Origin of the sequence: Streptomyces sp. AM8-1-1 (assembly GCF_032229325.1) — a bacterium.
GTDB lineage: Bacteria > Actinomycetota > Actinomycetes > Streptomycetales > Streptomycetaceae > Streptomyces > Streptomyces achmelvichensis.
The window spans coordinates 6,246,179-6,261,177 of the sequence record NZ_CP135086.1 but is presented as its reverse complement, the minus strand read 5'-3'; the positions used below and the strand labels follow the sequence as shown (position 1 = coordinate 6,261,177).

Here is a 14,999-nt window from a genome sequence, read left to right as displayed (position 1 = left end):
GGGAGGCGTTCAGTTTCCCTGGGCGAGGGGCGTGAGTTCCATCGCCTGCCCGGGGACCCTGGGCGCCTCCCGGCGTTCCAGGCCGAAGCTGGTGAAGGCCGTACGCCGGGGCATGGGGTAGGGCTCCTTGCCGGTCAGGGAGTTGAGGATGGCGGCGCTGCGCCAGGCGGCGAGGCCGAGATCGGGCGCGCCGACGCCGTGGCTGTGCTTCTCCGCGTTCTGCACATACACCGAGCCGGTCACCGATTCGTCGAGGACGAGCTTGAACTCTCCGTCGACGCGTGGCCGGCCGGAGGCGTCATGGCGGATGTACGGGTCCAGTCCGGCGAGCATCCGGTCGACGGGGCGCTCGCGGTAGCCCGTGGCCAGGATGACGGCGTCGGTGGTGAGGCGGGAGCGGGTGCCCTGCTGCAGGTGTTCCAGATGGAGTTCGATCTTGGTGGTGGCGACCCGGCCCGCGGTGCGGACGCCGACTCCGGGTGTGAGAACAGCGTCGGGCCAGCCGCCGTGCAGGGTCCGGCGGTAGAGCTCCTCGTGGATGGCCGCGACGGTGTCGCCGGCGATGCCCTTGTGGAGCTGCCACTGCTGCGGGACGAGCCGGTCGCGGGTCTGCTCGGGCAGGGCGTGGAAGTAGCGGGTGTAGTCGGGGGTGAAGTGCTCCAGGCCGAGTTTGGAGTACTCCATGGGGGCGAACGCCTCGGTCCTGGCGAGCCAGTGCAGCTTCTCCGCGCCGGCGGGGCGGGCCCGCAGCAGGTCGAGGAAGACCTCGGCGCCCGACTGTCCGGAGCCGATGACCGTGATGTGCTCGGCCTCCAGCAGCCGTTCCCGGTGGTCGAGGTAGTCGGCGGAGTGGATCACGGGGACGGCGGGGGCCTCGGCGAGCGGGCGCAGCGGTTCGGGGACGTACGGTTCGGTGCCGACGCCGAGGACGATGCTGCGGGCGTAGCTGCGGCCGAGTGCCTCCGCCTCGCCGTCGGCGTCGAGCTGGGTGAAGTCGACCTCGAACAGGGCGCGTTCGGGGTTCCAGCGGACGGCGTCGATCTGGTGGCCGAAGTGCAGACCGGGGAGATTGTCGCTGACCCAGCGGCAGTAGGCGTCGTATTCGGCACGCTGGATGTGGAACTTCTCGGCGAAGTAGAAGGGGAACAGCCGCTCGCGGGCGCGCAGATGGTTCAGGAAGCTCCAGGGGCTCGCCGGGTCGGCGAGGGTCACCAGGTCGGCGAGGAAGGGGACCTGGAGGGTGGCGCCCTCGATCAGCAGTCCGGGGTGCCAGCTGAAGGCCGGCCGCTGTTCGTAGAAGGCGGTGGTGAGCCCGCCGTGGACGCCGTCGGCGAGGGCCGCGAGGGACAGGTTGAACGGGCCGATGCCGATGCCGACGAGGTCGAGGGGCTGGGTGTCCCCCCAGGTTCCCTCGGGGGCGTGGGACGGTTCGGGTGCGGGCGTACCGGTCATCGGTGGGTGCTGCCTTCCACGAGTTCGAGCAGTTTTTCCAGGTCGCCGGTTGTGGCGTGCGGGTTCAGGAGCGTGGCTTTGAGCCAGAGGCGGCCGTCGGCGTGGGCGCGGCCGAGCACGGCACGGCCTTCGGTGAGCAGGACACGGCGGATCCGCGCGGTCTGCTCGTCGTCGGCCGCGACGGGCCGGAACAGCACCGTCGAGAGGGCGGGGCGGTCGTGGAGCTCCAGCCCGGGGTGCCGGTCGACGAGGTCCGCGAGCTGACCGGCGGCGGCGCAGACGCGGTCGACGAGCTCGCCGAGTCCGGCGCGGCCGAGGGCTCGGAGCGTGACGGCGACCTTGAGGACGTCGGGCCGCCGTGTCGTGCTGAGCGAACGGCCGAGCAGGTCGGGCAGTCCGGCTTCGGTGTCGTCGTCGGCGTTGAGGTACTCGGTCCGGACGCCGAGCGGGTCGAGACGGGACCGGTCGGGCACCGCGAACACTCCGGCGGCGACGGGCTGCCAGCCGAGTTTGTGCAGGTCGAGGGTGACGGAGTGGGCGCGCTCCAGCCCGGTCAGCAGGCCGCGGTGCCGGTCGCTGAAGAGCAGCGGGCCGCCGTAGGCGGCATCGACGTGGAGTTCGGCGCCGTGGCGCGCGCAGAGGTCGGCGATCTCGGGCAGAGGATCGATTCGCCCGGTGTCGGTGGTGCCCGCGGTGGCGACAACGAGGCAGGGTCCCGGGAGGTCCGTGAGCGCCTCGTCGAGACCGGCGGGGTCGAGCACACCGGATCCGGCGGGGACGGCCACCGGCTCGGGCAGTCCGAGCAGCCAGGCGGCCCGGTGCACGGAGTGGTGGGTGGCGGCGCCGCAGATCACCTGGACCGCGCCGTGCCGCTCGCGGGCGAGGAGCAGCCCGAGCCTGTTGGACTCCGTACCGCCGGTGGTGAACAGGGCGTCGGGCGCGGGCGCCGCGGGATAGACCTCGTGGGCGAGGGCTCGGGCGACGGCGGTCTCCAGCTCCGAGGCGGCGGGTGCCTGGTCCCAGGAGTCCATGGAGGGGTTGAGCGCGGAGGCGGCGAGATCGGCGGCGACGGCGAGGGCGAGGGGCGGTGTGTGCAGATGCGCCGCGCACAGGGGGTCCGCGGGGTCGGCGGCGCCGTGCGTGAGGGCGCGTACGAGGCTGCGCAGCGCCTCCTCGGCACCGGTCCCCTGCTCGGGGAGAACGACCCCGGCCGCCTCGAGCAGCCGCACGGCGACGGGCCCGGGCCCCCCGGGAGGCAGGGGCCCACCGCGGCCGGCCGCGCCGTCGCGCAGGGCGTCGAGCACGACGTCGAGCAGGGGCCGCAGGGCGTCGGGGCCTGTGGTTCCTCCCGCGAGAGGCGGCGTACTCATGGAGGTTCCTTCGGGTGTCGCCGGGCTGGTCACCCCGGGGTGATGAGGGTGCGCACGATGCTCAACGACAGGGACGGGCAAGGGGTATTGGCGCGCGGGGAAGGTGGGCGGGGGGGGCGAGGTGTGTGCGGGGTCCGCGGCGGGGCGCCGGTGGTGTTCGGCGGGCTGACTCGCGCGCCGGGGTGCGGGAGCGGGGGGCGAGGGGTGTGCGGAGTCCGCGCCGGGCCGCCGGTGGTGTTCGACGGGCTGACTCGCGCGCCGGGGTGCGGGAGCGGGGGGGGTCAACCGGCGGTCGGGGCACGGGGGTTCGTGGCGTGCGCCCCCGTGCGAGACAGGCGACCCGGGGCCCGGGACTTCCGGGGCAACGGGGCGTGCTCCCGTGCGTCAGCGCTCATCGGCCGCCCGGACGCGGAGGGTTGCAGGGTGCGGTGGCGCGTGACAGCCGGCATCCGAGGGACGGGATCGTGGTGTGCGCCTGCGCGAGACAGGCCCCCCGGGGGCCGGGGACTCCCGGGGCAGCAGGGCGTGCCCCCGTGCGTCAGCGCTCATCGGCCGCCCGGACGCGGAAGGCTGCAGGGTGCGGTGGCGCGTGACAACCGGCATCCGAGGGACGGGAATCGTGGCGTTCGCCTGCGGGCGCTGGAGGCTTACGGGGCAGCGTGGGCGGCACGCGTGCGTCCACTTGCGGGCAGCGCGCGGGGGCGGCGCCCGGCAGCGGCTCCGCGCATCAACTCGCCACACGCACGGCGACTTCACGGAAGGCCCCACGCGTCAACCGGCGCCCCCGGCGGAGGTGGCGCTCGCGGGTGGCGACGCCACGCGGGAGACGGCGGTCGATCCGCCGGGGTCGCCCCGGCAGCAACGCCGCCGCCAACTCGCCACGAGCACAGCGACTTCACGGAAGGCCCCACTCGACAAATGGCGCCCCAGGTGCGCGCTCGCCGGCGGCGACGCCACGCAGGAGACGGCGTCCAACCGCCGGGTTCGCCGCGGTAGCGGCTTGGCGCATCAACTCGCGCACGAGCACGACGACTTCACCGCAGGCGCCCCACGCAACAACCGCCGCCCCCGGCGGAGGTACGCGCTCGCAGGTGGCGACGCCACGCGGGAGACGGCGGTCGAACCGCCGGCTTCGCCGCGGCAGCAACACCACAGCAACGCGTTCAGCAGCCGGACGTATCGACCGGCGACCAGGTCGCGGGGGCATTCACCGACCAGCGATGCCCGTGTCAACCCGCCCTCGGAGCACGGGGGTTCACCGGCAGCGGGTCCGGCCCGTCACCCCGCGGCCGACACCCGCAGGTCCACCGGGCAGCCCCCTCACGCGACAACCCACGCAGCCCCGGGCATCGAACGTCACCCACAGCACCTACCGCGCACCCGGGCGGCCAACGCGCGACAGTTCACCCGCAGCGGTCCGGCCCGTCACCCCGCGGCCGACACCCGCAGGTCCACCAGGCAGCCCCCTCACGCGACAACCCACGCGGCCCCGGGCATCGAACGTCACCCACAGCACGTACCGCGCACCCGGGCGGCCAACGCGCGAGAGTTCACCGGGCAGCGCCCCCGCGTATCGACCCGCGGCCGGGTCGCGGGGGCGCCCGCAGTGCGCCCCCGCCTGCGTCCCTATCCCTCCTGCACCGACAACGCCCGGCGCAGGTCGTCCAGTTGGTCCGCCAGTTTGCGGCGCAGGGCCGGGATCATGTCCGCGTCGCGCAGACACCGTTCGCCCAGTTCCAGCGTCTGCGTGTCGACGGCGTGCAGCGGGAACGCGTACCGGCCCGCCGCCTCCGCTATGGCCGGGCCGCGGCGGCCTGCGAGCGCCACGGCGTCGTCGAAGTAGCGGGACACGTACTCCCGGACCAGTTCGGCCTGTTCGGGCTGCCAGAAGCCCTGTGCGGTGGCGGTGAACAGGTAGTTGGAGAGCGTGTCGGAGGTGAACAGCCGCTCCCACGCGGCCTCCTTCGCCTCCGGTGTGGGCAGCGCGGCGCGGCAGCGGGCCGCGCCCTCCTGGCCCGTCGCGCTCGGGTCGCGGTCCAGTTCGGCCGCGATCGCGTTCTCGTCGGTCTCGCCGAGGACGGCGAGGCGGTAGAGGATGCGCCAGCGCAGCTCGGGGTCGAGCTCCGGTCCGCCGGGCACGCTGCCGTCGGCGAGCCATTCCTGGATCGTCTCGGGCTGGGCGGCGGCGTCGATGGCGTGGCGTACCGCTGTCAGGCGCAGTCCGGCGTCGCTGCCGTCCTCGGTGCGGCGCAGCAGGTCGCGGCAGATGTTCCTGATGGCGCTGAGCGCCGCCGGGCGCTGGTCCGCGGGAGAGAAGCGGTCGGCGATCTGGCCGGCGGCGAAGGCGAGCACGCCCTGCACCACGGCGAGGTCGGACTCGCGCGGCAGATGGGCGCGGGCGGCCTCCAGATAGGCGGCCGGGGCGAGGTCGCCGTCGCGGACCATGTCGCGGGCCGCGTTCCACACGACGGTGCGGGTCAGCGGGTCCGGGACGGCGGACAGCGAGCGGACGGCGGTGTCCCAGGAGGCCGGGTCGAGGCGCACCTTGGCGTAGCTGGAGTCGCCGTCGTTGAGGACGACGAGGGCCGGGCGCCGGCCGGGCCGGGGGCCGTTCTCGCCGTGGGGGACGTCCAGTTCGAAGCGGTCGCGCAGGACGAGGGCGGAGGCGTCCACGGGGTCGGCGTCGTAGGCGCCGACGGCGATGCGGTGCGGGCGGCTGCCGTCCTGGGCGACGGTGAGCGACCAGGTGCCGTTCGACTCGGTCACGGTCGAGGTGAGGGTGTCGACGCCGGTCGTCCGCAGCCAGGACTCCGCCCAGCCGTGCACGTCGCGGTCGGTGGCCTGGGCGAGGGAGTCGATGAAGTCGGCGAGGGTGGCGTTGCCGAATTTGTGGCGGGTGAAGTGGGTGTTGATGCCGGCGAGAAAGTCCTTCTCGCCCATCCAGGTCACCAGTTGCCGCAGCGCGGACGCGCCCTTGGCGTAGGAGATGCCGTCGAAGTTGAGCATCGCGGACGCGGTGTCGGGGACGGCGTCCGGGTCGGGTGCGACGGGGTGGGTGGAGGGCCGCTGGTCGGCGTCGTAGCCCCAGGACTTGCGGCCGATGCCGAAGTCGACCCAGGTGTCGGTGAAGCGGGTGGCCTCGGTGAGGGTCTGGTAGCCCATGTACTCGGCGAAGGACTCGTTCAGCCAGATGTCGTCCCACCAGCGCAGGGTGACCAGGTCGCCGAACCACATGTGCGCCATCTCGTGGGCGATGACCATGGCGCGGGTCTGCCGCTCGGTGTCGGTGACGGCGGAGCGGTAGACGAACTCGTCGCGGAAGGTGACGAGTCCCGGGTTCTCCATCGCCCCGGCGTTGAACTCGGGCACGAAGGCCTGGTCGTAGGAGTCGAAGGGGTACGGCTCCTCGAACTTCTCGTGGTACCGGTCGTAGCACTGGCGGGTGATCTCGAAGATCTCGTCGGCGTCCGCGTCCAGGTGGGGGGCGAGCGAACGCCGGCAGTGTATGCCGAAGGGCAGTCCCGCGTGCTCGGTCAGGACCGAGTGCCAGGGGCCCGCGGCGACGGCCACGAAGTAGGTGGCGAGCGGCGGGGTGGGGGCGCAGGTCCAGCGTCCGTCGCCGAGGTCGGTGGCGATGGAGTTGCCGAGGACCTTCCAGCCGGCGGGCGCGGTGACAGTGACCTCGAAGACGGCCTTGAGGTCGGGCTGGTCGAAGGCGGGGAAGACGCGCTGGACGTCCTCCATGAACAGCTGGGTGTAGACGTAGGTCTCGCCGTCGGTGGGGTCGGTGAAGCGGTGCATGCCCTCACCGGTGCGGGAGTACCGCATGCTCGCGTCGAGGTGCAGCTCGTGCTCGCCGGCGCTCAGGCCGCGCAGCGCCAGCCGGTTCCCGGTGAGCGTCTCGGGATCGATCGGCTGTCCGTCCAGGGTGACGGAGCGCAGGACGTCCGGCTTGACCTCGACGAAGGTGTCCCCGTCCGCCCGCGCGGTGAAGTGGATGACGGTACGGGAGTCGAAGGTCTCCTCCCCGGTGGTCAGATCGAGGTCGATCGTGTACCGGTGGACGTCGAGGAACTGGGCACGGGTCTGCGCTTCGTCGCGCGTCAGGACGGACATGAGGGCCATGCTGCCTGATGGTCCCGCTCCCGCACACGGGGTATCGGTTGCGCTGAGAGCGCACGCCCCGCGCGGTGCGCCCGCCGCGGGTCGTCTCCGCGGCACGGCGTCGGGGGCAGCGGCGCCCGCCTCGGGTCGTACTCGCCGGCGCGACGCCGGGGGCGGCGCCGCCCGCCTCAGATCATCTGCGCGGCGCGACGTCCGGATCGGCGGCGATCGTCTCGTGGTGGCGGATCACCTCGGCGATGATGAAGTTCAGCAGCTTCTCGGCGAACGCGGGGTCCAGTCTGGCGCTCTCCGCGAGCTGGCGCAGCCGCTCGATCTGGCGGGCCTCGCGGTCCGGGTCGGCGGGCGGCAGATGGTGCTGGGCCTTGAGCCGGCCCACCTGCTGGGTGCACTTGAAGCGTTCGGCGAGCATGTGGACGACGGCCGCGTCGATGTTGTCGATGCTCTCGCGCAGGCGGTTCAGCTCGGCCCGCACGTTCTCGTCGATGTCCCTGGTGGTCATGGTCAGCGAGCTTACGACGATCACGTGGAGATCGTCGGGGGGTGTTCGGGGTCCGGGATGCGGTTGCTCCAGCCGCCGGGAACGGCGCGTCCCTGCTGGGCGCGGAAGCGGACGGGCGCGGTTCCGACACGGCGGGTGAAGAGCCGGGAGAAGTAGGCCGGGTCCTCGTAGCCGACGCGGCGGGCGACGGCGGCGACGGGGAGTTCGGTCGCCACGAGCAGTTCCTTGGCCCGGCCGAGCCGGATGCCGAGGAGGTAGTCCTTGGGGCTGCATCCGGCGCCCCGGCGCACGGCGGCGCGCAGTTCCGCGGGGGTCATGCCGTGGCGGGCCGCGTGCTCGGCGACCGACAGCGGCTGGAAGGCGTCGCGGGCGAGCGCGCCGAGTACGGGGTCGCCCTCGGCGTTGGTGTCGGCGCGGGCGCGGCGCAGGGCGACGAGGAGTTCGTGCACGGCGGCGCCGGTCTCGACCTCCAGGAGCGGATTGCCGCGGCGGGCGGCCCGGGCGATGCGCCCCACGGCGGCGCGCGGGGCCGCGGTGTCGGAGAGTGGGACGACCGGCCGGTGGGGCTCGATGTAGCCGAGTTCGGTGTAGGTGTCGGTGGCGGGTCCGGAGAAGTCGACGAAGCTCTCGTCCCAGCCGCCCGCCGGGTCGGGGCCGTAGTGGTGGGGCACTCCGGGTGTGAGCCAGAGCAGGGCGGGCGCGGTGACGGCGGTGCGCTGTCCGTCCGGTTCGCGGAACCAGCCGCTGCCCGCGCTGATCACGACGGCGACATGGTGGTCCAGGGTGCGGGGCCCGACGGTGGGCAGCAGGCCGTGCTGGAGTCCGACGCCGAGGCAGACCAGGCCGAGCCGCTGGTGCACGGGACCGGGGGTGAAATAGCGCATCCAGGTGTGGTACATCCGCTTTCGTCCCTCTCCCCGGCCGCGATCAGCCTGCGCGTGCGTCCAAACAGCGCCGATCTTTGTCCATGGATTCCTCCGCCGCCAGGGGGCGATGGTGAGCGAGGCGGGGGACACGGGCGAGGGGTGGGACGTGACGGAGTTCACGGTCGGTGACGAGGATTTTCTGCTGGACGGGCGGCCGGTGCGGCTGCTGTCGGGTGCGCTGCACTACTTCCGGGTGCACGAGGGGCACTGGGACCACCGGCTGGCGATGCTGCGGGCGATGGGCCTCAACTGTGTGGAGACGTACGTCCCGTGGAATCTCCACGAGCCGGCGCCGGGCCACTACGCCGACCCGGAGGCGCTGGGGCGGTTCCTGGACGCGGCGCGCCGGGCGGGGCTGTGGGCGATCGTGCGGCCGGGGCCGTACATCTGCGCCGAGTGGGAGAACGGCGGGCTGCCGCACTGGCTGACGGGCCGCCTCGGCCGGCGGGTGCGCACCGACGACGCCGAGTATCTGGGGCATGTGGAGCGCTGGTTCACCCGGCTGCTCCCGCAGGTCGTGGCGCGGCAGGCGGACCGCGGCGGACCGGTGATCATGGTGCAGGCCGAGAACGAGTACGGCAGTTACGGCACCGACGGCAGCTATCTGCGCCATCTCGTGGATCTGCTCGGGGGCTGCGGGGTGACCGTGCCGCTGTTCACGTCGGACGGGCCCGAGGATCACATGCTCACCGGCGGCTCGGTGCCGGGCGTGCTCGCGACGGTGAACTTCGGGTCGGGGGCCCGTGAGGCCTTCGCGACACTGCGCCGTCACCGTCCCGGCGGCCCGCTGATGTGCATGGAGTTCTGGTGCGGCTGGTTCGACCACTGGGGCAAGGACCACTCGGTACGCGATCCGGCGGATGCGGCCGGGGCGCTGCGGGAGATCCTGGACGCGGGTGCTTCGGTCAATGTGTACATGGCGCACGGCGGTACGAGCTTCGCCGGCTGGGCGGGGGCGAACCGCTCGGGCGAGCTCCAGGACCAGGAGCTCGAACCGACCGTGACCTCCTACGACTACGACGCACCGATCGACGAGACGGGCCGTCCCACGGAGAAGTTCTGGCGCTTCCGCGAGGTCCTGGAGCCGTACGGGGACGGGCCGTTGCCCGATCTGCCGGCGGAGTCCGTCGTGCTGGGCGCCCCGGTGGGGGTGGAGTTCGACGGCTGGGCGCCGCTCGGTGACGTCCTGGAGGTGCTCGGCGACGAGGAGACCGAGGGCCCGGTGCCGCCCACCTTCGAGGAACTGGGCGTGGACCGCGGCCTGGTCCGCTACCGGGTACGGATTCCGGGGCCCCGCCGGCCGTATCCGCTGCGTGTGTACGGGCTGCGCGACCGGGCCGTCGTGTACGTCGACGGGGCCCGGGCGGGGGTGCTCGGCGGGGAGAACGAGGCGCTGGCGGAGCCGGTGGCGGGGCCCGCGGACGTGGAGCTGTGGGTGGAGTCGCTGGGGCGGGTCAACTACGGGCCGCGGACGGGCGAGCCGAAGGGGATCACCGGCGGGGTGCTGCACGAGCGCCAGTATCTGCACGGGGTGCGGGCCGGTGCGCTGCGACTGGACGCGTTCGGTGCCGCGGCGGTCGCGAAGGTGCCGTTCCGGGCGGCCGATGCGGGTGCCGCGGGTCTGTACCGCGGTTCGGCCGTCGTCGAGCACGCCGGTGACGCACGCCTGGAACTCCCCGGCTGGACACGGGGGTTCGTCTGGGTGAACGGCTTCTGCCTCGGCCGCTACTGGGCCGTGGGACCGCAGCGCTCGCTCTTCGTCCCCGGCCCGGTGCTGCGGGCGGGGACGAACGAGGTGTGGGTGCTGGAGCTGGAGGGGGCGGGAGCGCCGGCCGGGGTGTTCAGCCCGGTGTGACGCCCCCGTCGGTGATGCGGTCGAGAACGTCCCGGTAGACGGAGCGCTTGTCGGGGCGTGCGTGGTCCAGAGCGTGCCGCAGGGCGGAGGCGGCGGGTGTGCCCCACAGGGCGAGCCCGTCGGCGGCCGCCGTGCGGACGACGGGGTGCGGGTGTTCGAGCAGTCCGGTCACCACCGGGATCGCTGGCGTCCAGCGCGCATGGCACACCGCTCGGACCGCCATGCGCCGTACGTCCGGCTGCGGGTCGTGCAGCAGCACCGACGCATGGCCGAGATGGGTCTCGCGGTCGAAGACCGCCCGCGAGGTCCGGTAGGCCTGGAGACGGACCTTGGTCCGCGGGTGCTCCAGCAGTGCGCCGATCGCCTCCCGCAGTCCGCGGTCCTCCTCGGCGGCTCGGCCGGTGTGTTCCGCGGAGGCCGGGCCTTCGTGTTCCTCGATCAGCCGCAGGAGGGCCCGGCGTATCTCGTCCGGGGAACCGGTATGCGCGAGGGCGGGCAGTTCGGTGCGGGCGGCGGGCCGCCGGGGCCGCGTCGTCGCGGGGCGTTCGCGAAGCGCCGCGAGCGCTGCGGCGTCGTCGTGTGGGGCGTCCGGGCCGCGCAGCGGGCCGTCCACCAGGCGGAGTTCATCGGCGAGATCGGCACGCCCTTCCGAGCGCAGCCGGGCGTCGAGGCGGGTCAGTGCGGGGGTGCGGAGCAGGGGCCGCCCCGCGAGCAGGTCCAGGTATCCCCAGGCGCCGGCGGCGAGCCGGTCGTCGAGGTGGCCGGCGAGGACGTCGGCGGGGACCCTGCGCAGGGCCCGTGCCGCCTGGGGACGGATCGCGGCCGGGCCGTGCTCCCACCACCCGAGGAGCAGGGGCAGCAGGGCCGTCGGATCGTCCGGGTCGAGCAGCAGCGCCATGGCCACCGCCCGGTCGGGCAGGATGCCCTCCGCGCTCAACTCGGCCGCGTCGAGGGCCCGCAGGGAGCCGGGGCCGGGCGGCATGGTCACCCGGCCCCGGAGGTACGCACGCAGGACGTCGAGCCGGACGCCGGGCTCCGGCCAGTCCACCAGTGCCCGGGCGGCGGCGTCCCGGCGGTCGGCCTCGGGCGCGTCCAGCAGGGCCAGCAGGCGCCGCCGCAGGGCCGCCGAACGCGGCTGGTCGAGATCGTCGCCGTGCACGGTCCGCGCGTCGGGCGCGGGTGCCGCGGCCGATTCGGCGATGGTCCACGGCGGGGCGCCGAGGGGCTGGAGTTCGGTCATCCGGTCGACGAGTGCGGCCCGGACCTCGGGTACGGCGCCGGCGTGGGCACCGATCAACGCGGCCAGCAGCTCCCGCGAGCAGGGGGCGTGCGGGGAGCGGCGGAACTCCTCCAGGGCGTCCGACGTCTGCACGGCGGCGTCCAGTGCGGCCGGCCAGGCCGGGTTCGCGGCCTGCTCGGTGGGCGCCGGGACGGCGAACGCCTCGCGCAGTACGGCGGTTTCGGCTTCCCAGGGGTCGCCGCCGAGCCGGGCCGCGGCCAGCGCCGAGTCGAGGTCACCGCGCACGAGTACCGCTCCGCAGCGGCGCAGCAACGCGAGGGTGACGCGGCCGGCGCCGGGTGCCGGGGGCAGGGCGCGTACGGCGGCGGCCACCACCGGCCGCTTGACCGCGGGCAGTTCGGGCGCGACGGCGTCGAGTACGGCGAGAAGGCCGGCCCGGTCGGCATCGGACGCATGGGTGAGCTGGTCCAGGACGACGTCGGCGGACCGGGCGAAGGCCGCCAGTTCGACGGGCGTCCACGGCGCGGGGCACAGGCTCAGGGTGAGTCGCAGGATCCGGCCGCGGACCGCCGGGCGGGGCATGGACGCGGCCAGCCGCAGCCAGTCGCCGAGCAGGGGCCGCAGCTCGCGCAACCGGTCGAGGGGCGGCATTTCCTGGCGTTCGGCGATCCGCAGGGCGATCGCGGGGTCCCAGCCCCCGGTCAGCAGGGAGGCGATCTCGGTGTCCGTCGCCTCCTCAAGTCCGGGCCGGCGGCCGGGGGCGACGACACCGTGACGGGCGGCCGCTCCCGCGATCTCGGCGAGCGTCCCGGAGGCGAGGCGGACGCGGCCGGTCACGGCCAGGGCGAGCAGCACCGGGGCCGCCGGTGAGCGCTGGGTGTCCAGGGCGAGGAGCGAGCGAGCGGGCAGGACGCCTTCGAGGCCGGCCAGCAGCAGTTCGCGGGTGCGGCCGTCGTCCTCGCGTTCCGCCGCGGCGATCAGCGTCGCCGCGTACGCGTCGCCGAGGACGGCGCGCAGCGCCTCGGTCAGGGACGCGCGCAGGCCGGGGTTGTCGTGACGGCCCAGCCACAGGAGCAGCTTCGGCACCGCCTCGGGGCCGCCGGCACGGACCAGGACCTCGGCGGCCGTCTTCTTGATGTTCATGGTGGGACGGTCGAGACAGGCGGCGATCGCACCCGCCGCCCAGCGTGCCCCGGCCTGTCCGAGGGCCAGCAGTGCCTGCCGTACGGTCTGGATGTCCTCGGCGGCGGTCAGCGGGATCAGCGTCGCCGACAGGGCGCGGGCGTCGGTGCCGGAGGTGTCGCGGGCGAGCAGGGCGATCACGTGCTTGCGTATGTGCCGGTCGCGGTGGCGCAGCAGGCGGTGCACCTGGGGGCGGGTGTGGGCGTGAGGCGTCCGGAGGAGGACGTCGAGCAGGACGGTCCGCTCAATGTCGGACAGGCCCGGCCGCTCCAGCAGTTCCAGGGCCAGGGTCGCGACGAGCGCGTCACCGGCCTCCCGGGGACCGGCCGCGTCGAGCAGGCACACCGGGCGGATCCTGCCCCGGCTGTGCAGCCGGCCGCCCAGGGCGTGCAGGGAGTCCAAGGCCTCCTGGGGGACGGCGGGTTCGCCGCCCGGCCGGCCGTCGTGCCGGGTGCCGTCGTACCGGGGTTCGGCGGACCGGGGTTCGGCAGGCGGGGGGACGTCGTGCCGGGCGTCGGCGGTCGGCTGGGGGGAGGCGGGCTCTCGGCCGTCCGGGTCCCGGCCGTCCGGGTCCCGCGTGTCCGCCACCTCGGCGACGATGCGCAGCAGCAGGTCCGCGAGGACGGGCAGGGTCGCGGCGTTGCCGTTGGCCGCCAGCCGGCACAGCGCCGTCACCGGCCGCGCGGGGTCGAGATGCGAGCTGAGGAGCGCCAGTTCGCGGTCGTCGGGGCCGCCGAGGTCGGCCGCGACGCGGGCGGGCAGATCGGTGGGATCGAGCCGGCCGAGGATCCGGGTCCGCAGCTCCGGGTCCTCGTTGAGCAGCCACAGCACCTCCAGGGCGTGGTGCCGTACGGCGCGGAGATGAGGCACGACGGCAGCCGCGTCCCCGTCACCCTGGGAGCCCGCCGCCGGGTTCGCCGCCGGGTTCGCCGAGCCCGACGCCGACGCCAACTCCTCCTTCCCCAGACCGATTCCCTGAGCGAGTACCTCAACCGTCCGCCGGCCGCCGATGGCCTCCAGCGTGCGCAGGGCGGCCGCGGGCGCGGAGGGCAGGAGCCGAAGCACCGTCTCCTCCGCGTCCGTGTACCGCAGTGCGCGGATCGCGCCGAGGAACGGCTCCGGCCTCGCGGCGAGCGGCAGCAGGCGGGTGACGGCCTCACCGACCGGCAGGTCCCCCGCCCCCTGGGCGGCCAGCGCGACCAGCAGATCGAGCCGCCGCGGGCTCCGGTCGTCGGGCGCGGTCTCCGTCAGTTCCCGGAGCACCGCCCGCCGGCAGGTGAAGAGGACCGTCGCGACCTCGTCCGCCGGAATCGAGTGGTCGGTGAGCGCGAGAGCGACGACGGCGGGGACGTCCTCGTCCTGCGCGAAGTGTCCGCGCCGGTGCAGTCCGCTCAGACAGGTCAGGACCGGCCTCCCGAGAAGCAGCGGGTCCGTCCCGGCGAGGGCCGTCAGCGCGCCGATGTCGTCGCGTTCCGCCAGGTCTCCGAGGAGTTCCACACTCCGTTGCCGCAGCGCGGGCGGCAGCCCTGTGTCCTCGGCGACCTGTCGCAGCAGGTCCGCGTGCCCGTGGCGGGCCGCTGCGGCGAGCGCCGCGGCGGCAGCCTCGGGCCGGGCCGCGGACGAAAGGGGGGTGAGGAACGGCGTCAGGCGCGGCAGCGGGAACGGTTCGAGCGCCGCCCACGGCTCGGCGAGTTCGCTCAGCGCTCCGGCCACGACGCCGTCGCCGGCGGCGCCGAGCAGGGCGGACAGGCGGGCGCGCACCAGCGACGGCCTGAGCAGTCCGGCGTGCAGCCCTTCACGGAGCAGACGCAGCGCCTCCCCCTGCACCACGGGGTCGTCGGTGTCCGCCAGTTCGGTGACCAGCCGCTCGGGCCCCGGGGCGTCGAGGGCACGTGTCTCCCGCAGGGCCTGGTACAGCAGCTCGTCCCGCGGCTGCGTGCGTACGGCCTCCGGACGGTGCAGCAGTTCGGCCCGCAGCCAGGCGATCCGCACCGGCATCGGCAGTTCCGCCGTCCGCCAGGCGGGCCACCTCCGCGCGGGGCCATGCTGTGCGAGTCGTCCGTACAGTTCCGCCTGTACGAGCGCCGCTTCCGGTGGGGCCGCCACGTCAGGCGGCAGCAGCCCCGCGAGTTCGGCTCCCTCCGCCCCCTCGTCCCACCGGGCCGAGGTCACCCGCTCCCGCAACAGCACCAGGCCCAGGTGGCTGGTGTGCGGGTCGGGGTGCCCGATGAGCCGGGCGAGGTCGGACGGCGCGCACACCAGTGGGTCGGTGTGGCGGGCCGCCTCGCTCTCGCCCCGGCTCGGGGCCTGCCGGGGCGCTTCGTCCGCCGGAGTCGTCATGGTCGGATCG

General features: G+C 74.4%; 7 protein-coding genes. 1 reads left to right on the top strand and 6 read right to left on the bottom strand.

Annotated features, from left to right (window positions below; all coding sequences use genetic code 11):
* Positions 1-9 precede the first annotated feature (9 nt).
* The 5 genes from RPQ07_RS27870 to RPQ07_RS27850 all read right to left on the bottom strand — a co-directional run bounded on the left by RPQ07_RS27870 (position 10) and on the right by RPQ07_RS27850 (position 8,345).
* The gene (locus RPQ07_RS27870; protein ID WP_313946957.1) at positions 10-1,452 is read right to left on the bottom strand and encodes a lysine N(6)-hydroxylase/L-ornithine N(5)-oxygenase family protein; all 1,443 of its coding nucleotides are present in this window, start codon (positions 1,450-1,452) and stop codon (positions 10-12) included.
* A complete protein-coding gene (locus RPQ07_RS27865; RefSeq protein ID WP_313946956.1) occupies positions 1,449-2,822 on the bottom strand; it encodes a pyridoxal phosphate-dependent decarboxylase family protein in 1,374 nt (457 codons plus the stop codon). The genes RPQ07_RS27870 and RPQ07_RS27865 overlap by 4 nt, the downstream gene beginning before the upstream one ends.
* A gap of 1,626 nt (positions 2,823-4,448) precedes the next feature.
* The gene (pepN, locus tag RPQ07_RS27860; RefSeq protein WP_313946955.1) at positions 4,449-6,938 is read right to left on the bottom strand and encodes an aminopeptidase N; all 2,490 of its coding nucleotides are present in this window, start codon (positions 6,936-6,938) and stop codon (positions 4,449-4,451) included.
* Positions 6,939-7,119: 181 nt separating this feature from the next.
* Positions 7,120-7,446 carry a chorismate mutase gene (locus tag RPQ07_RS27855; RefSeq protein WP_313949049.1) on the bottom strand — a complete coding sequence of 109 codons (327 nt, stop codon included), beginning with the start codon at positions 7,444-7,446 and terminating at the stop codon, positions 7,120-7,122.
* Positions 7,447-7,466: 20 nt separating this feature from the next.
* Positions 7,467-8,345: an AraC family transcriptional regulator gene (locus RPQ07_RS27850; protein WP_313946954.1), complete on the bottom strand. Its 879-nt coding sequence runs from the start codon at positions 8,343-8,345 to the stop codon at positions 7,467-7,469.
* 133 nt (positions 8,346-8,478) lie between these two features.
* Between RPQ07_RS27850 and RPQ07_RS27845 the strand changes: the two genes are divergently transcribed.
* A complete protein-coding gene (locus tag RPQ07_RS27845) occupies positions 8,479-10,227 on the top strand; it encodes a beta-galactosidase (RefSeq protein ID WP_313946953.1) in 1,749 nt (582 codons plus the stop codon).
* On the opposite strand, the gene RPQ07_RS27840 is transcribed toward RPQ07_RS27845, so the two are convergent.
* Complete coding sequence (locus RPQ07_RS27840) at positions 10,214-14,989, bottom strand: HEAT repeat domain-containing protein (RefSeq protein ID WP_313946952.1); 4,776 nt, start codon at positions 14,987-14,989, stop codon at positions 10,214-10,216. The two genes, RPQ07_RS27845 and RPQ07_RS27840, sit on opposite strands and share 14 nt — an antisense overlap.
* Between the last annotated feature and the right edge of the window lie 10 nt (positions 14,990-14,999).

What these genes read in the sequence shown, in the direction of transcription:
- pepN (WP_313946955.1), bottom strand. Translation starts at nt 6,938, where the DNA reads ATGTCCGTCCTGACGCGCGACGAAGCGCAGACCCGTGCCCAGTTCCTC.
- RPQ07_RS27870 (WP_313946957.1), bottom strand. Translation starts at nt 1,452, where the DNA reads ATGACCGGTACGCCCGCACCCGAACCGTCCCACGCCCCCGAGGGAACC.
- RPQ07_RS27855 (WP_313949049.1), bottom strand. Translation starts at nt 7,446, where the DNA reads ATGACCACCAGGGACATCGACGAGAACGTGCGGGCCGAGCTGAACCGC.
- RPQ07_RS27865 (WP_313946956.1), bottom strand. Translation starts at nt 2,822, where the DNA reads ATGAGTACGCCGCCTCTCGCGGGAGGAACCACAGGCCCCGACGCCCTG.
- RPQ07_RS27840 (WP_313946952.1), bottom strand. Translation starts at nt 14,989, where the DNA reads ATGACGACTCCGGCGGACGAAGCGCCCCGGCAGGCCCCGAGCCGGGGC.
- RPQ07_RS27850 (WP_313946954.1), bottom strand. Translation starts at nt 8,345, where the DNA reads ATGTACCACACCTGGATGCGCTATTTCACCCCCGGTCCCGTGCACCAG.